General features: G+C 48.9%; 11 protein-coding genes and 1 tRNA gene. 1 reads left to right on the top strand and 11 read right to left on the bottom strand.

Annotated elements, in window-relative coordinates; genetic code table 11:
• Position 1: 1 nt before the first annotated feature.
• From L6H65_RS19390 to L6H65_RS19355, 8 genes are all read right to left on the bottom strand, one after another.
• On the bottom strand, positions 2-1,426 hold the full coding sequence (locus tag L6H65_RS19390; protein ID WP_236344306.1) for a glycoside hydrolase family protein: 1,425 nt from the start codon (positions 1,424-1,426) through the stop codon (positions 2-4).
• Positions 1,427-1,447: 21 nt separating this feature from the next.
• A complete protein-coding gene (locus L6H65_RS19385) occupies positions 1,448-3,169 on the bottom strand; it encodes an extracellular solute-binding protein (RefSeq protein ID WP_236344305.1) in 1,722 nt (573 codons plus the stop codon).
• A gap of 43 nt (positions 3,170-3,212) precedes the next feature.
• A complete protein-coding gene (locus tag L6H65_RS19380) occupies positions 3,213-4,103 on the bottom strand; it encodes a carbohydrate ABC transporter permease (protein ID WP_236344304.1) in 891 nt (296 codons plus the stop codon).
• A 27-nt stretch (positions 4,104-4,130) separates the two neighbouring features.
• The gene (locus L6H65_RS19375) at positions 4,131-5,093 is read right to left on the bottom strand and encodes an ABC transporter permease (RefSeq protein ID WP_307728374.1); all 963 of its coding nucleotides are present in this window, start codon (positions 5,091-5,093) and stop codon (positions 4,131-4,133) included.
• Positions 5,094-5,181: 88 nt separating this feature from the next.
• The gene (locus L6H65_RS19370; RefSeq protein WP_236344303.1) at positions 5,182-6,816 is read right to left on the bottom strand and encodes a response regulator; all 1,635 of its coding nucleotides are present in this window, start codon (positions 6,814-6,816) and stop codon (positions 5,182-5,184) included.
• Positions 6,813-8,552, bottom strand: coding sequence for a sensor histidine kinase (locus L6H65_RS19365; protein WP_236344302.1), 1,740 nt, complete (start codon positions 8,550-8,552; stop codon positions 6,813-6,815). The genes L6H65_RS19370 and L6H65_RS19365 overlap by 4 nt, the downstream gene beginning before the upstream one ends.
• A 74-nt stretch (positions 8,553-8,626) precedes the next feature.
• Entirely contained in the window at positions 8,627-9,595 is a 969-nt protein-coding gene (locus L6H65_RS19360) for a LacI family DNA-binding transcriptional regulator (protein ID WP_236344301.1), read from the bottom strand.
• Between the two features lie 198 nt (positions 9,596-9,793).
• Positions 9,794-9,877 (bottom strand) — tRNA-Leu (locus tag L6H65_RS19355).
• A gap of 550 nt (positions 9,878-10,427) precedes the next feature.
• Here L6H65_RS19355 and L6H65_RS19350 point away from each other — a divergent pair.
• Positions 10,428-10,763 (top strand): hypothetical protein, encoded by a 336-nt coding sequence (locus L6H65_RS19350; protein ID WP_236344300.1) that lies wholly within the window; start codon positions 10,428-10,430, stop codon positions 10,761-10,763.
• Positions 10,764-10,904: 141 nt separating this feature from the next.
• Here L6H65_RS19350 and L6H65_RS19345 read toward each other — a convergent pair whose 3' ends face one another.
• The 3 genes from L6H65_RS19345 to L6H65_RS19335 form a co-directional block, all read right to left on the bottom strand.
• The gene (locus L6H65_RS19345; protein WP_236344299.1) at positions 10,905-15,098 is read right to left on the bottom strand and encodes a cadherin-like beta sandwich domain-containing protein; all 4,194 of its coding nucleotides are present in this window, start codon (positions 15,096-15,098) and stop codon (positions 10,905-10,907) included.
• 288 nt (positions 15,099-15,386) lie between these two features.
• Positions 15,387-16,301 carry an HPr(Ser) kinase/phosphatase gene (gene hprK / locus L6H65_RS19340; RefSeq protein ID WP_236344324.1) on the bottom strand — a complete coding sequence of 305 codons (915 nt, stop codon included), beginning with the start codon at positions 16,299-16,301 and terminating at the stop codon, positions 15,387-15,389.
• Positions 16,302-16,421: 120 nt separating this feature from the next.
• Complete coding sequence (locus L6H65_RS19335) at positions 16,422-17,753, bottom strand: hemolysin family protein (RefSeq protein WP_236344298.1); 1,332 nt, start codon at positions 17,751-17,753, stop codon at positions 16,422-16,424.
• Between the last annotated feature and the right edge of the window lie 90 nt (positions 17,754-17,843).

The following is a 17,843-nucleotide window of genomic DNA, read 5'->3' as shown; positions in this document are numbered from 1 at the left end:
GTTATTCGGATATCTTCACCTTGGCAAAAACAGCCTCGCCGTGCTCGACAAACAGTCCGAAGCTGCCGGACTCGTAATTGTACGCCCGTGTCGCAAGCGCCGTGTTGTTCACGTAGATGATGATGATATTCCCGCTGGCGACGATTTTTATATCGGCCCCGGATAAGCTGTCCAGTGGAATATAACGCTCCTCCACGAACAAATGATGGCCGTCAAATTTATTGGAGCGGTCGAAGACAAGCCTGTTGCGCTGAGGCTCCAATCGAATCTGACACCATTTCTCCAGTCCGGAGCCGCTCGTATGCAGCATAATTCCGCAGGCTTGCGTATCGCTTGACCACTGTACCGAGGTTTCAATCAGACAGTCTTCAGCCATGCGGCCGAGCTCGATCCAACCGAATCCGTTAGGCTCCTTCCCAGTGATCGCCGCTGTCTCCTTATCCCACACGCCCAGATGGGCGGCAGGGGCTTGCGGCAGCTCCTGCCGGAAGCTGTCCTCAATTGCGGGTATCAGCTTAACGCCAAGCGTTCCATCGGAATGCTGAACCAATTCATGCACCAATGTGCTTCCGCCCCATTGATAGTGGCTCCCATCATCCATATTCGCGCGAATGGCTTGCCAGCCTACAAGATAACGGTTCGTCCCATTGGACACCGTCTTGGCCGCATAGTAGCCTCTACCGTCGAACATATCATCGTATGGAGGCATGAACCATGGGCCTTCCGGGCTTCTTGCCATACGGTAACGGGTTTCCCACCAGCGTGTATAATTGGAGAACACCATATACCACCAGTCGCCCATTTGAAATATATCGTGGCATTCATGTGTTGCATAAGAGCGCGGCGCGTAGATCATCTCTCCATGCTTCCATTGCTCCAGATCGGCAGACTTCATAATATGCGTGCAGCCGCTGCGATTCAAGGGGCCGTTCTTTTCCGTTGCGGTGACGGCCATCCAGTATTCGCCCGCTTCATCATTCCAGAATACCTGCGGATCTCTCCAGTGCAGATCGCCGTAATGCTCCGTATAGGGAGGGATCAAGAAGGAAGGGGCCTTCTCCCATTCGATCAGATCATCGCTGGTTGCGCGCATAAGCACCTGCTCATGCTTGCCTTCCGTATCCCGGTTGCTTTCATTAAAGCCGGTGTAGTAAAAATGGAACACGCCATCCCGCTCAACGACACTGCCCGTGCCGATGTGCCAATCCTGCTCCGCTGGTCCGCCGCAGACGATAGCAAGCCGAGGCTCCCCATAGCTGACAAAATCCTTCGTAGTCACTTCATAGATGCAATATTTGTGCAGATAGTACAGATAATGTACGCCATCGTGATAGAACGGCATGAAATCTCCGCATGTATCCATTCCCGGCATGTTCTTGCGCTCTGCCTCATGCATATAGAATCGTTGTCTGCTGCCTTGTTTCATAGCGCTTCTCCTCTCCCGCCTCTAATTTTCAAAGGTGCTGTTATACCATTCATTCACTTCTTCTGTAATCTGATTGCCGCCGAGCTTCTTCCAGTTCTCAACGAAAGAGTCATAATCGGAAACCGGCGCGCTTCCCGTCAAAATTTTAATGAACGTTTCTTCCTGCAGCTTATCCAGCGTGGCGCCCTTCTGGCTCATCGTCTTGGTCGGCAGCCCGAACCAGGCCGATCGCTCGAACAGGTTGTTCTCACGGTAATGGCTAATGATTTTCCATGAGCTTTCCGGGCCAAGAAACTTGTAATAGTTCCAGCCCAGCGGATCGGCCCCCTTATCCATGCCTTTATCCATATAATTTTTGATCGTGTTGTAATAACGAACCGCCTCAGGATGAATATTGTCTACGGTCTCTTTTCCTTCTATAACAGCATTGATTTGCTGGAAGTACATGTTCGGCTTATCCTCCGACGGGTCCAGTCCTCCAAAGGCATAGGCGGCAAAATTGATACCGCTTACAGGATCAACGCCAAATTTACTCAGCATGTCCATTGTCGTCTTAGGATTGTTAATTCTGTCCTGGAACAAATTAATGATTTTGATTAGAGCCTCGGGATATTGAACATCCGCGCGAACGGCGAAATAGCGCTCCATCGTCACATTGGTTGCCGGCTTGGCCGGTTTGCCGTCCGAGGATACGATAGGAACCGATATCCATTCCGCTTTCGGATTGTTCACGATCGCATCCTTGGCGCTCATCCATGGCAATCCTTCTCTTCCATAGAAGAGCCCGATTTTTCCCGCCGCGATATCTTCGCCGACTTTCTTCCAGTCCTTGACCCCGAACTCGACATCAATCAAGTCCTCTGCGAACATCTCCCTTAGCTTGGCCAGTGCGTCCTTCATGCCCGGTTTAAGAGCGCCATAAGTTATTTTTCCGTCTTCTCCCCTTACCCATGCTTTCCCATAAGCGTGGTAGGCGGCGAAAAACCCTTCATAGCTGCCGGTTCCGCTGTTCAGATCCTTTTGAAAGCCGATGCCGAATGTATCCTTGACGCCGTTCTTGTCCGGATCATCGTTTCTGAACGCCATCGCAATTTCAATAACATCGTCCAATGTTTCCGGCACAGACAGGTTCAGGTTTTCCAGCCAGTCCTGACGAATCCAGATCATATCCGCAGTGGCGTCCGAGCCTCCTGTCTGGGGAATTCCATATAATTTACCGTCTACATAAGCCGTTTTCATTTGCTTGCCGCCGTCTGCATTTAAAGTCGATTTCAGCGTATCCGAAGCGTATTTGTCAAAATACGGGGTCAGGTCGGCCAATTTGCCCGCCTTGGCCAATGTGAAATAATCTTTGGCAGGAAGCGTCATAATATCAGGCAGATCGTTGGATGCGATAGACATCGTAACCTTCTGCTGGAAGCCTTCCCCCGCAACGGCCCACTTGTAATTGACCTTGATGCCCAGCTCTTCCGCATAGGCGCGGGTCCATACATTATTGTTCAGATCGTCTCCCGGCAAATAACGCTCGTCGCCGTACAGGTTTTTCATCGCTGTAAGCTCAATCGCCGGCTCGTATTTGGCCAGAGGTCCGTCGTTTTCGGGTCTTGTAGTCGTCGCGCTGTCATTGCCTGACGGCTGCTCCTTCCCGTTCGTGTCATTCCCGCAAGCGGCAATCGTCAACATTATCAGAACAAGCGACACAATTAGAGCAGCTTGTTTACCTTTACCTTTCCGTAGTACCATGCAAATTCCCCCTCATCATTATCCATACATAGCTGATTGCGCATTATCCTTTGACGCTGCCGAGAAGCATGCCCTTGACGAAAAATCTTTGCAGAAACGGGTATGCCAGCAGAATCGGAAGCGTGCAGGCCAGAATCATCGCAGCTCTAAGGGATCGCCCCGTTATTTCCAGCATCGACGGATTATTGGCGAGCATCGTGGAAGAGAGCTGCGACAAATCCAGATTCAACACCATCGTCTGCAAATAAGTCATCAATGGATATTGATCCGGCATATTCATGTAAATTAAACCGTCAAACCATGAATTCCAATGTCTTACCAGAACAAACAGGGTGATCGTCGCCAGTGAAGGCAGGCTTAGAGGCAGATAGACTCTCGTAAGCGTTACAAACCAGCCGGCGCCGTCCATTAATGCGGCCTCCTCCAGTTCTCTCGGGATCGCCCGGAAAAAGTTCAGCATCAGCAGCACATTAAACATGACGATTGCTTCCGGCAGAATCAATGCCCATATCGAATTGACCAAATGCAGTTCATTGACGACCAGATAGGTAGGAATAAGTCCTCCGTGAAACACCATGGTCACCATAAAAAACCATACATAAAAACTTCTGAGACGAAAGATCTTATTGGATTTGGATAACGGATAAGCAACGAGAATCGTTAAGCTCAGTTCAACGAGCAAGCCAAGGACGGTCCTCTGAACCGTTACCCACAACGATTTGAAAAATTGTGAATTGCTGAAAATAAACTCGTAGGCGCTTATATTAAAGCCTTTGGGCCACAGACCGACCTGATTCGCTTCAACCACCGAACGCGAGCTGAAGGATACCGCAACCAGATTCAAGATCGGCAGCAGACAAAGAAATGCCACGAAAGTGAGAATAATAAAATTAAACACCTGAAAAATCTTCCTTGAAGCATGAGTTGCTTCCATTGTTGCAACCCCTTTCATAAAAGACGGCTAGAAGACGCGATATCCAGCCCATCTGTGAGCCAGCTTATACCCTGTAACAATCAATAAGAAGGAAACGACCGATTTGAAAAATCCGATAGCCGCCGCAGGCCCGAACTGCACATCCACAACTCCGATCCGGTATACAAGCGTATCAATGATATCGCCGGTGCTGTATACTTGCGGACTGTACAAATTGTACACCTGGTCAAAACCGGCCTGAAGCACATTGCCGATTCCAAGCACCGTTAGCAGGATAATGACCGGAGCCAGCGCAGGGAGTGTCACATGCAGCGTTTGCTTCCATCTGCCCGCTCCATCGATGACCGCCGCCTCGTATTGCGTTGGATCGATCGTCGTGATGGCCGCCAGATAAATAATTGTCCCCCAGCCGAACTCTTTCCAGACATCTGTCATGACAAGAGTGTAAGGAAATATATCCGGATTGCCGAGAAAGAATATCGGGTTTACTCCGAAAAAACCAAGTACATTATTCACTATTCCCGATGATGGCGAGAGTATATCGACCAGTACGCCGGCAAGCGCGACCCAGGATAAGAAATGCGGCAAGTACAGCAGCGTTTGCACCGATTGCTTAAATAACCTGTGTCGAACCTCATTGAGCAGCAGCGCAAACGCAACGGGCACAATTAAATTTCCGATAATCTTCATAACAGCAATGAAGAAGGTATTCCATAACACATTACTAAACCCGGGAAGATTAAAAATATAGGTGAAATTATCCCACCCTACCCATTCCTGCTCGAAAAAACTGAAGACCGTCTGATAGTCCATAAAAGCAACGGATAACCCGCCTATCGGTACATAGCGGAAAATAATCGTTATAATTACGGCAGGCAGCAGCATGGCATGGAACGGGAGCTCCTTGAAAAACCACTTTTTTCTTGCCTTACCAGACGCAATGATGTCGATCCCCTCCTTGATTAAAGCGTTTTCTTTTTGCGATCGCATCTTAATTATTGAATTTTCCCGCTCCTATTGAAATGCTAACTTTCGTACTTTTACTTTCATTTCTTTACTCATTGAACAAAACAGATGCTTAGTCCTGATTCCGATATTCCTGCGGCGTTTGTCCGACCAGCAGCTTGAACGTCCGGATAAAATAATTGGAGTTGTCATAGCCGCTTTTTTGGGCAATTTCATAAATTTTCATATTCGTGTTCATCAGTAGCGATTTGGCAAGATTGATTCTGCAATCGGTTATATAATCATGCAGTCCGATGCCTTCATCCCGTTTGAACATGCGGGAGAGATAGGTGGGATTGAAGCCCGTTGCCTTGCCCAGCGCAGTAAGCGACAGATCGGACGACAAATGATGATTAATATAGTCCTTGATCCGGGCAATTGTCGTTTCCGTATTGTATTTGCGCTCCATCTCTGCCGCATCGCATAGCGCTGTCGCTGTTTTGGACAGAAAATGGGCCCGTTCAGCCCAATCCGTCATCGAATCAGGGTTGTACAGCAGTGACAAATCGAGCTCGGACGATAATTTGCCGCTCAATTGATTCTCGTTAATATAGGCTAGGAGAACTCTGCAAACGGACAAATACAGCTCTATGGCATGCAAGGAACGGCGGCTGAGAATGCCGGACAGCACTTGGCAGAATTCGTTCATCATGCTTAGAAATGACTCTTGGTGGCCGTTTTGCAAATGCGCCTCCAAATTTCCAACCCGAGGCAGCATACGGACAATCTCCGCATATTCCCGTTCTTCCTCCATCGCCGCTTCTCCCTGATAGAATGCGCCCTCTACAGCGATGCCTTCCTGACGGTGCAGATTAAGCTGGACGATTATCCTTCTAAGCGCTTGATACTTGCGGCCGGCTTCAAGCCAGGGCACCTCTTCGCTTGCTACCGCGAAGGATACCGGGCAGCCCGCCTGATCGTTCAGAATCGATTGCGTGTCCTCCAGAAGCGAGACAAGAACCGATGGCATAACCGTTTGATCCAGAACAATAATGAACCAGACAATATCCTCCGAGTAGGGAATGCCCACAATTCGGAAAGATTCGGACACCAGCTGGGCTTGCAAAATTTGCTCTACCGTTAATTGAACGATGCCCTTGGCCGCCAGCGGCAGCCGGTCAGCGCCGCAGCGGCCCACAATAAGGATCACTTTCTGATCGGGCTGAAAGGCCTCATCGATTTCAGCCATCGCATGCGCCAGCTCCGGCAAGTCTGTCATATGATCCGCAAGCAGGGCAGCGAGCAGATTATGCCGGAAGACGGGAAACATGCTGGAGAGCTGGACTTGGGCATGGCGGTATTCCATTTGCAGCTTCTGTTCATATTCCAGCCGGTCGAGAGCAGTTGTGACGGCGCCGATTACTTTATCGTCGCCTTCTGTCTTGAGGACATAATCGAACGCATCCTGCTTGATCGCTTTATAGGCATAATCGAATTGGTCATAGCCGGTCAGGAATATAATTTTGACCTCCGGGCGGGAGCTTCTCATCTGGCCGGCCAGCTCCAATCCGGTTATTCCCGGCATTTGAATGTCGAGCAGAACGACATCCGGCCGCAACCTTTCGAACAAATCCATCGCTTCCATGGACGAAGAAGTCGCCGATACATCCAGCTTCAACTGCTTCTGCTCCGCAAAGAGCATTTGAAGACCATCCGCAATAATCGGCTCATCGTCAACAATTAACAGCTTGCGATCATTTTGATTCATTCTGTATGCACCGTCCTTTGTCCAGGAATATGGATTTCTACACGAAGACCGCCTAAGCCGGATTTCGCAATGGCAAGACCGGCCTCCTGATCGAAAAATATTTGCAGACGCTTGTGAATATTGGATAAAGCCGTCACTTTGCCGTCCCTTTTCCCTCTCAGAATGAGATTGCTTATTTCCTGAATCGTATGCTCATCTTCATTGCCGCTGTTCTCGACGCTGATGATCAGCCCTTTTTCAACCTCAAGGAAAGAGATGCGAAGAATATTGCCGCTGCTGGAGGAAACCTTTTCAAAAACATATTGGAATGCGTTTTCTAGCAGCGGTTGAATAATTAGCCGGGGAATCGGCTCATAAGCCCAGTTCTCCGGCAAATCGCCAAACTCAATACGGTTCCGATGCCGGAACCGGTAGCTCTGGATGGCCGCATAGACACGGGCATGCTCCACTTCTTCGTGAAGCATTTTCTCATCCTCGCCGTCCCGCGTAATATATTCATAAAACTTGCCAAGATGCTCGCACAATATAACGCTGTTGTCGTAATCTCTCATTTTGATCATCCGGTATAGAAGATAGTAGCTGTTGTACATGAAATGGGGATTGATCTGGGCTTGAAGATGCTTGAGCTGGGCATGACTGATTAGCAGCTGCTGCTTCAAATCCTTTTCAATCAGCACATCAATACGGCTGACCATCTCATTGAAGCTGCTGTATAAAGGAGCCATAGGCGACTTCTCGTATTTCGTAATTCTGTATTTGAAATTGCCCGCCCTCACCTGCTGAAAGGCATCCTCCAGCAATATCTTCAAGGGATTGTATACACGACGATAAGAATCAAGAAATCCCGATAAAATAACGAGCCCGATAATGACGATAAAAATGAGCAGGATTGTCAAGCTGATGCCTACCACAACTTGGCTCGTATTATCAACATAGAGCCAGAACAGTCTGGTTTCCAAGAAGCTGGATTCGCTTTGGATCACATCATATTGCTGCCCGTTCAGCTCCATCTGCTTTTGCAATTCCAGCGTGTCGTCCAGCAGAGAATATCCGTCCGTTGTACTGGATACGATGATATTATGATGCCGGTCCACTAGAGCGATCACATCCTGATCCGTTAATTGAGCGTATTTCAGCTGCTCCTCAATGGCTCTCCTATCCAGGTCCACAATGATTACACAGTCAGGGAGCTCGTTTCCGGATGGATCTGTAAGCGCTTCCACAATTATGAGCCGATCATGATAGTTCTGAAGGGGGGACGAGTCTGTGAATAAATCACGTTGGATATCATTCCATGCAGCGGGGTCCAGATCATTGATTTCATCGCTGCCGATGACCTTGTTGACAGATTTAAAGTATATTTTGGCATCAGCGACGAGCCTGCTGCTATTCTTCAAAGCTTCCATTTGCCTCATCATAGCTTCCATCATCTCATAGCGCTCAAAATACGTGCTGGACGCAAAGAAATACCGGATGCTTTCAATTCTCTCATCCATCATCACATTGTACTGAACCCGCTTAATAATTTCGATTTCATTCTCAATGCTTCTATTGACGAAGCCTAGCCGCTCTACTTGCTTGTTATAAATAATGTCCGAATAATAGCCCTGACTGCGGAAAAAAAGCACCACTCCGAATACGATGCTTATCGTCAGAATTGCGGCGATTATAAGAAGAAACCGTTTATAAATCATTCTGAACACCAGGTTGCCGTCGTTAGGCTCCGCTTTTATCATGATGTCTGCCCCCTGTCATCGCTATGCAATGTCTTTTTTACGAATTGAAACGTTTCCAATTTTGTCTAAAAAATTTAAGTGGTCTCTCCTTGTCTGTACATAACGGGAAGACAATACGTATCCTGATGGAAGGACTCCCCGCCAATTTGGCCCAGAAGCAGCTTGACTGCTGTTCGCGCCATCTCCTCCACAGGCTGGCGTATCGTTGATAATACCGGATGAAAATAAGCATGACTCTGAATACCGTCATATCCAATAACTTTTACGTCTCCCGGTACGCTGATGCCCCGCCTGCTTGCTCTCTCTATATATTGGGCAGCGAACATATCGTTAGTTGCGAACACGCCGTCAACATCGTCATGCCTCATAAAAAATTCATTATAGTATTTATCCTCATCTATTATCGGATCAGGCTTCTCATAGACAACATAATCGACCCCCATTGCCTTCGCTTCTTGGACAAATCCGGATTTCCGCTTCATAATTTCACTAGAAACAGGGATGACAGTTCCGATGAAAGCCGGCTTCTTGGCCCCCGCTCGCACAAGCTCTCTTAATGCCAGACGTCCGCCCTCATAATTATCCGAAGTGACACAGATGATTCTCTTGCTGAAATGCCGGTCTATGCTTACGATCGGGATGTCCGTGCTTACACTGCTGTCAATATCGTTGTAGGTGATGCCGACAATTCCCGCCACTTTGTTCTGTTGCAGCATATCCAGATAGTAAAGCTCCTTTTCCGGCTTGCTGCCGCTATTGCAGAGCATAAGCTTGTAGCCTTCCCGATCCAATTCATCTTCAATATAATAGGCCAGCTCAGAGAAAAAAGGATGCGAAATTGTCGGAAGCAGCAATGCTACCATTTTCGATTTTTGCATTTTGAAGTTTCGGGCGATCTCATTAGGAATATAATTCAATCTCTTGATCGCTTCCTCCACTTTTCTGCGTGTTTCCGGCTTAACGGCACCGGAATGATTAATGACACGGGACACCGTTCCCACGGCTACGCCAGCCAATCCCGCTACATCTTTAATACTGGCCATCCAATCACCTCGTAAGTTCTCTCTACTGAGTCGATCATAGCACCCTATTGGAAACGTTTCAATATAGTCGTTACATTATGCGGCACAGCTCCGCCAGCCCATTCTTCAACCACAGCCAATATTGATCTTAAAACACAAAAAAGGGTCCGAAAACTGCTGCATCAGCAATTTCACGAACCTGTTAATTGTAAAGTATGATGCGGTCGAGAGGACTCGAACCTCCACGTCATTGCTGACACTAGAACCTGAATCTAGCGCGTCTGCCAATTCCGCCACGACCGCGTATGGATGGGGATTTGCTATATGCTCGTTCCCAACACAGTAATTAAGATTATAGCGCGTGCAACTAAAAAAGTAAAGAACTTTTCGTTTCAGAACTTTTCATCATTTCAGAACTTTTCGTTCAATCGCTGAATATGCAAAACTCCCACAACGACAAAGACGTTCTTCCATAATGACCAATGGTCACACCTTCATCAGATGGAGCTGTCTCTCGATGCTGGCCGTAAGACGATTTTTCCGTCTTAAAGTTGGCGAGAGGTCCGTTTGGTGCGCTGTAAGCAGGTTTTTCCGGTTTAAAGCTACAAGAAGCGAGTCATGAATGGTTTTTTTGGAGCAATAAGACGATTTTTCCTGCTTACAGCAACTCTTCCCGCTGCACATCCTTGCTTTAACGCGGTTTTTCCTGCTTACGGCAAAAAGTGCCTCTACGGAATAGAATTAAAATAGGAAACGAGATATTTTTTCGTGCAAACTCAATCAACATTTGAATAATGTCAGGGAACGTATCAAATAATAACCACGGTATCTAAATTTGAGGAGGAATTTGCACATGCAGCAAAATCAATCGTTAACGAACCAGATCAACCAGTGTGAGCAAATTATCCAGCAATTGATAAACCAAACGAATCAGGCCAGCCAGGTTTACCAACAGCTGCTTCAGCAAGAGCAGCAAAATGCGGTCCGTTTGGAAGAGCTGGCACAGCGTGAGCATCATGCGAGCCAAGTTATTCAACATGCTTTGCAAGGCCATCAGACAGCCGTTCAGCAAATGCAGCAGGTTACACAAATTTGCAAGCAGCTGGAGCAAAGCGTACAAGTGAGCAGCTACAATGCATTCCAGCAGCCTCAATACAACACGAATTCGTCGTACAGAAGCTTTCAATAAGGAATACGAAGTAAAAGCTTTCCGGTTAGTCACATAACCGGAAAGCTTTTTTCACGATCAAACCGTGCAATTCGGCAAAAAAGGGAGCGACTCGATGCCTGTTGCCGCTTTACCTGTTCCGCTCCTTTTTGGGAGCTGCAATTAATTGAGGCTCCTGTTCTCGATAAGCCCAGATTTCATCAGTAGCCGCCCCAGCATCACCGCGGCTTCCGCACGGGTGACGGCGCTTCCCGGCAGCAGTCCCTTGTCAGAGCCCTTCAGCAATCCGTTTTTCAAAACGCCGGCAACAGCGGCTCTGGCCCAGCTCCCGACTTTGCCGCCATCGGCAAATCTGGACAGCAAGCTATTCGTCTCCGCAGCGCTCAAGACCGGCGCTTCTGTTCCTGTCAGCGGCAGCCCCCGGGCCATAATGATCGCAGCCTCTTCCCTGCGAATCGTCTCCTGCGGGCGGAACGTCCCGTCTTCGTAGCCTTGAACAAGACTATATTCATGCGCTTCTCTTACAGCTCCGGCATACCATGCCTCTGCACTTACATCAGCATATATCTTGTCCCCTGTATGAGCCGCCAGCCCAAGAGCGCGTATAACCATCGCCACAAACTCCGCGCGCGTTACTGCGGCCTCTGGGCGAAAATGCTCTCTATCGACGCCATTCACGATCAGCCTTGAAGCCATATTTTTCACCGCTTCTTCAGCCCAATGACCCTCCATATCCGCAAAGGACGCCTTGTGCGATACAAGGGAATAACTGCTGTTGGTCAGGCTGCTTATGACAGCGGAATATGAACCGCTGCGCTCTGTCACATAGGTCGGCGCATGCCGCAGCGATCCGCTTGCATCCAGCACGACTGCCGTAGTGACGTCGCCCGGAAGAACGCTGACAGGCAACGGAATTTCACGCTCCACATATTTATTGAACCGTTCCATCGCGATTGTCCGGCCGTTATAAGATGCGCTTACCGTGAAGTCTACCGGCTCGCCAACCAGAGAATAACCTCCCGACCTCGCATTGTCCGCAAGCTGTTTAAGCTTGTCCTCTGTACTTTTCGCAATTTCTACTTGTATCAAGATGCTAGGCAAAGGCGCATCCTCACCGAACTGCTCTAATAAACTGGCGGCCGCAATCTCCGCTGCCGGCAATCTGTAGCTCCCGATCATAGATTGTATTTCCAGAACGGCCTGCTTGCTTCCCATCGCTTTGACTACATCCCCTGTCAATCCTACCGATACAATATCTGCCGGGGAATTTACCGCTACCCGTATTTTTGGCATATCCCCTCTGCCCTCAAGCAGCAGCGCTCTTACTTTAGACGCATCCAGCATGGCGGAAGCCACAACCCGACCATTCTCCTCCCGGATACTCCCGACCGCCAGCCGCTCTTGATTTTGCTCATTAACGATGACCTCGAAAGGGTTGATAGATCCAGTCCCTCCACCGCCATCCCCCCCATTCCCGCTTCCACTATAACCAGGTGAAGAGGGCAAAGAAGGAGAAGAATCGTCCGCCGCCCTGGTCACGATCACCGTGTATGTGTTCAGCGTGCCATCCTGTGCCGTAACACTTAGCCCAATCCGATTGTCGCCGACTTCCAACGGCAGCGTTGCTGAAGGTATGCCGCTTGACAAAGAGAGCGGTCCTGTCGTTACGTCTCCATTTCCGCTGGAGTAAACAGAGACTGCTGCTGTGCTATATACGAGGTCTGATACCGTCGCCGTAACAGAAAGACTTGCCTTTGCGTGATCTACGCTTGCAGTATAGTTCTCGTTATCGCTAGCGAAAGCAGGAGAGAGCGACCCTTCGCTCAAAGACAGACTGAGCAAATCGGCGTTCGAGGATACATTACGCATAACTGTAACGCAATAAATTTGCTCCGTTCCGTCCGCCGCCCGGACTGCTATCGGAATGACATTGCTCCCGGGAAGCAGGCTCACGACAGTTCCAACCCCGCTAGCCGCCGGATTCCCGTTTACATTGACCTCGGCCTCGCTGTCGGCTGTGACAGCCGTTATCACCATGCTGGAAACGTCCTCATCCACGCTGACCTCATAATTCAGCGTGCCAGTCGTGAATGCTGGCGACAGGCTTCCGTCGCTAAGCGCAAGGCTGCTCAATCCGGCATTGGATGAAGGCTCCCTCGTCACATCAATCTTATACGTTTGTTGGGCGCTGCTCGGCCCTGTCACGACGATCTCGATCGTGTTGGAGCCTGTGTTTAAAGCAACCACGCTTCCTGCGCCGCTGGATGCGGCGGCTTCATTCACTTTGATTGCCGCTGCGGGATGAGCCGCAGTCGGTGTCACAACGAGGCTATAGACAGTATGGGCTACACTAGCCGTGTAGACCCCGGTATTACTCGCAAAATCCGGCGACAATTGGCCCTCGCTGATCGTCAGACCGGTCAGCTCCGAATCAACGATTGGCGGCTCCTGCGTCAGCTTTTGAATACGATGGTTGCCGGTATCAGCGACATAGACATTGCCTCCATCGTCCACCGCAATGCCGCTAGCCATATAAAACTGGCCGTTGTCAGAGCCCCTTTGCCCCCATAGCTTCTCGAATGTATAAGAAGATCCGCTCTTCTTGAACTGTTGAACCCGATAGTTATTGGAATCGCTTACATAAACATTGCCGCTGCTGTCGATTGCAACGCCCTGGGGACTGCTGAAATAACCGTCCAATGGCCCTTCTTCGCCAAACGGCCCGTCCCCGCCAGAGGGCTCATCTCCGCCAAATGCCGCAATAAAACCGCCCTGACTGTCAAAGATTTGCACGCGATGATTGTTCGTGTCGGCGACAAAGACATTGCCGCTGCCATCGACCGCCACTCCCGCCGGGACTCTCATCTGTCCCTCTTCACTGCCCATACTGCCCCATTTCATAACAAAGGTTCCCGCAGCATCGAATTTCTGCATCCGGTTATTGCCGCTGTCCGCCACATAAATATTTCCGTTGCTGTCAACCGCCACCCCACCTGGATGAGAGAATCCGCCATCTGCGATTGTAGCGCTTCCAGTTCCCAGCTTCGAGATGAAGGTTCCGTCCGAAGCGAATTTTTGTATCCGGTGATTGCCGCTATCCGCCACATACACATTGCCATAGCTGTCAATGGCCATACCGCTTGGCGTCTTGAATTGACCGTTCAGCTCTCCTGATCCTCCCCACTCGGCAATGAAGACCCCCGCTGCATCAAACTTTTGAATGCGGTTGTTGATCGTATCGGCGACATACATGTTGCGGCTTTCGTCGACGGCAATTCCCATCGGCATTTTGAAATAGCCGGTGCGAACGCTGTAGCTCAGCAAGCTTCTCTCATAAGAGCCCGTTCCGTCAAATAGTTGAACCCGTCCAAGACTGCCGTCGGCGGCATAGATGCTTCCATTGCTGTCAATGGCCAAGCCGTTTAATTGCGTAAACTTGTCATCCGCAGCTCCGTCTCCGCCCCATTGTAGCAAGAAGTCGCCGTCGGAGCTGAATTTTTGAATACGATTTTTGCTGTAAACATTCCTCATCGTATTCCTATCAAATAGGGTAACTTTATCGGCTACATAAACATTGCCTGCACCGTCTACCGTCAGCCCGCTAATTGCGTTAAACTGGCCGTCTCCATCTCCGGCGCTGCCCCATTGCGCAACATAAACACCCCCCGAAGTGAACTTTTGCACGCGGCTGCCGCTGGACTCACCAACATATACATGATTATTGCTGTCAATAGCGATCGCTTGCGGGGACATAAACTGCCCGTTGCCTGTGCCGCTGCCGCCCCATTTCGCAACAAAGACACCGTCCGAAGTGAATTTTTGAACCCTGTTGCTGCTCCCGCCTTCCGTCACGTAAATATTGCCGATGCTGTCAACAGCAATATCTGTCGGTTCCCGAAACTGGCCGTCAGCCGTTCCATTTCTGCCCCATTGCTTTATAAAGGCTCCATTGCCGTCAAACTTCTGGACTCTGTTCCCGTTAACCTCAACCGTGTACACGTTGCCGACGGTATCCACTGCAATCCCGCGCACCCCGTTAAATTTCCCTTTTCCTCCCAGCGAGTCATATCCGCCCCAGCTCGATACAAAGCTGCCAGAGGCATCGTATTTCATAATGGTATCGTAGGCAATATCGACGACATAGACGTCTCCGTTCGAGGCTACCGCGACATCATTCACCCTCTCGAAGCGTCCGCTGTTGCTGCCGTCAGGCCCGAGCGGCAGTACCCTTTCGAATGCTGACGCCCCATCAGCACGAACCGTACCTGCCCCGCCAGACAGCAGCGGTGATGCCAGCAGCAGCAAGCATAAAGCAATTTTCAACAATCCCCCCATATTCATCTTCATTTTTCCCATTTCATTTGCCTCCTCTTTTATCATGTTTTAATATCCAATCATTTCCCAATTCCTATCGTACCATAGAATAGAGGGAGCGTACGTCTTTTATACAGCTGGCAGGCAGCTCCCCTCCGGTTAACGCAAAAAAGCAGCTATCTAGCGAAGATGTAACTCCGCATAGCATATAGCTGCTTTTTTGATAGTGCGATAAAGCAATTGGGCAACCTTATCGTTCTTGGGATCGAACCGGGCATAATGGACCTTTTCAGGCCCTTGTGCAAGCTTCTTAGTTGCTGCTAAGAGATTTCATTTCATTTCTTCTTCAATCCGCTTCAAGAATTCCTCAGCCGCGCTGTAGCCCTGCTGCTTCAAGTACCAGCTGTTCGCAGCTGCCTCGATCATACCTGCAACATCTCGTCCAGGCTGCAGCTGAATTTCAATATGCGGAATCTGCACACCCAAATATTCCGTAGATGATGGCTCAAGCTCCAGTTCATTGTTTAATGCTTGATCTTGCCACGAGCTTAGCAGGATATCGAGGACAATCCGCGTTTCGTCCTGAAACGCTTTCCTCCCATACAAGCGAACAACATTAATAAGACCAATGCTGCGAAGCGCCAGAAACTCCCTGGTCGTTTCATTATGAGTGCCGAGAAGCGTGTGCGGGCCAAGCTTCTTCAGCACCACAATATCATCCGCGACAAGGCGGTGTCCCCTGCGAATAAGTGTATGCGCCGTCTCGCTCTTGCCAATTCCTGACTTTCCTCTAAGCAAAACTCCGATGCCCGAAATGTTCATGCATACGCCGTGTACAGCTATTTGCGGGGCCAATGCTTGAACAAGATAAGCATCCAGCTTGCCCAGAAACTCTGATGTCGTATCTTCCGTCCGCAGGAGCGGAATTCCTTCCTGCTGACAATAAATCATCAAATATTTAAGGCCCTCCTGCTTGGCCGTAACGATAAAACAAGGCGGATGATACTTCACGACATTGCCGATATGCAGATTGCGTTCTTCCTCTGACTGCTTATGCAAATAAGTGATTTCCTTCCTGCCAAGCACCTGCACGCGATTCATGGGGAAGAAATCGAAATAACCGACGAACTCCAGGCCAGGGCGATGCGCTTTGGGATGAGTAATCAAACGCTGCAATTGATCCTCACCTGCCAGCACCTCCAGCTTTAATTTTTGTTGCAGTTGTTCCACCGTAATCGTTTTCATTTTACCCGAGCCCTTTCCTGAATGCATATCTATTTCTTCTACACTGCCTCGCATAATCCTTTTCCATTCACCTCAAGATTAAACCCTTCAGAAATTACTTTCTGAAGGGCGATTGTAAAGTTAGTCCGTTTCAGTCGATTCCTTGTCCGAACCGCTTCTGATCTCAAGCGAAACAGTTACAATTTGATGATTGTCCATTTCAACGACTCTCCAGCATTGCTTGCCTTGGATAACCGCTTGCAGCTTACCGTCGGTAGACGTCATTTGGGTCTGCAGCCAACCTCCTATTGTGTCGACATTGTAGCTATTGTCAAAAGCAACTCCGAATTGCTCTTCAAGGTCGATCAAGAGTACCCGTCCACTGATGCGGTACTCGTTCTCACTTTTTCTAACAATATCCGGAATTTCATCTTTATCAAATTCATCGCGGATTTCTCCGACAATTTCCTCCAAAATGTCCTCCAGCGTAATAAAGCCCGCTGTCCCGCCATACTCATCAATAACAAGCGCAATATGGACACCTTTTTTTTGCATTTTCACCATCACTTCTTGCAATGGCGAGCCTTCATGAATGATATCAATTTCATGTATATGTTTAGCAAGCATGTACGGTCGTCCTAGCGCAATATTCGTTGCGAGCTCCTTAGCATTGACAAAGCCGACAATTCTGTCCTTGTCACCATCTTTTGTTACAGGGTAACGTGTATAGCGATGCTCGTCAATCATTTGAAGAATTTGCTCCTTGTCCATATCTTGGTCCATCACAATCATCTGCCGTCTGGGAACCATAATATCTTTGGAGACACGCTCGTCGAAAGCAAATATATTTTGCATATAGGAAAGCTCAGCTTGATTAATTTCTCCGCTTTGAAAACTTTGAGCCATAATAATTTTCAATTCTTCCTCGGAATGTGCCTGTTCATGTCCGGCAGGCTTAACGCCAAACGCTCGCAGCATAATTCGTGCAGATCCGTTGAGTGTCCAAATCAGTGGAAAAAGGATTTTTCCAAATAAAACCAACGGACGCGCAAGCATCAAGGTCATGCGTTCAGCATACTGAATAGCCAGCGTCTTGGGGGCAAGCTCTCCAATAACGACATGAAGAAAGGTCATTATGGATAGTGCGAGCGCTATGGAAATAATGCCCGACCACGCCTCAGGAATTTGAAGCTCAATAAATACAGGGTGCAGCAGCTTTTCCACCGTCGGTTCTCCGAGCGCGCCCAGTCCAAGGGCCGTTACCGTAATCCCCAACTGACAGGCGGACAGATAGTAGTCCAAATCCGTGACCAGCCGTTTAGCCGCCAACGCTTTTTTGTTGCCTTCAGCAATTAACTGTTCAATTCTGGACATTCTGACTTTAACTACGGCAAATTCGGACCCGACGAAAAATGCAGTCAGGAAGATTAATAACGCTACTAATAAAAGATTGATTACGATGCCTATGTCCAATACGTTCCCTCGCTTGAGGGATTCACCTCCGGATGATTAGAAACTTGATTGTAAGAAACTTTTTCAACCTATTTAATATGAATCGTTGTC

Source organism: Paenibacillus plantiphilus (assembly GCF_927798095.1).
Lineage (GTDB): Bacteria > Bacillota > Bacilli > Paenibacillales > Paenibacillaceae > Paenibacillus_Z > Paenibacillus_Z plantiphilus.
The sequence above is the reverse complement of the archived record's forward strand: the minus strand, read 5'-3'. Positions and strand labels throughout refer to the sequence as shown.

Bases quoted from the DNA above. Each gene is read 5' to 3' on its own strand.
- L6H65_RS19380 (WP_236344304.1), bottom strand. From the start codon at position 4,103: ATGGAAGCAACTCATGCTTCAAGGAAGATTTTTCAGGTGTTTAATTTT.
- L6H65_RS19370 (WP_236344303.1), bottom strand. From the start codon at position 6,816: ATGAATCAAAATGATCGCAAGCTGTTAATTGTTGACGATGAGCCGATT.
- L6H65_RS19350 (WP_236344300.1), top strand. From the start codon at position 10,428: ATGCAGCAAAATCAATCGTTAACGAACCAGATCAACCAGTGTGAGCAA.
- L6H65_RS19390 (WP_236344306.1), bottom strand. From the start codon at position 1,426: ATGAAACAAGGCAGCAGACAACGATTCTATATGCATGAGGCAGAGCGC.
- L6H65_RS19345 (WP_236344299.1), bottom strand. From the start codon at position 15,098: ATGGGAAAAATGAAGATGAATATGGGGGGATTGTTGAAAATTGCTTTA.
- L6H65_RS19375 (WP_307728374.1), bottom strand. From the start codon at position 5,093: ATGCGATCGCAAAAAGAAAACGCTTTAATCAAGGAGGGGATCGACATC.
- L6H65_RS19385 (WP_236344305.1), bottom strand. From the start codon at position 3,169: ATGGTACTACGGAAAGGTAAAGGTAAACAAGCTGCTCTAATTGTGTCG.
- hprK (WP_236344324.1), bottom strand. From the start codon at position 16,301: ATGAAAACGATTACGGTGGAACAACTGCAACAAAAATTAAAGCTGGAG.
- L6H65_RS19360 (WP_236344301.1), bottom strand. From the start codon at position 9,595: ATGGCCAGTATTAAAGATGTAGCGGGATTGGCTGGCGTAGCCGTGGGA.
- L6H65_RS19365 (WP_236344302.1), bottom strand. From the start codon at position 8,552: ATGATAAAAGCGGAGCCTAACGACGGCAACCTGGTGTTCAGAATGATT.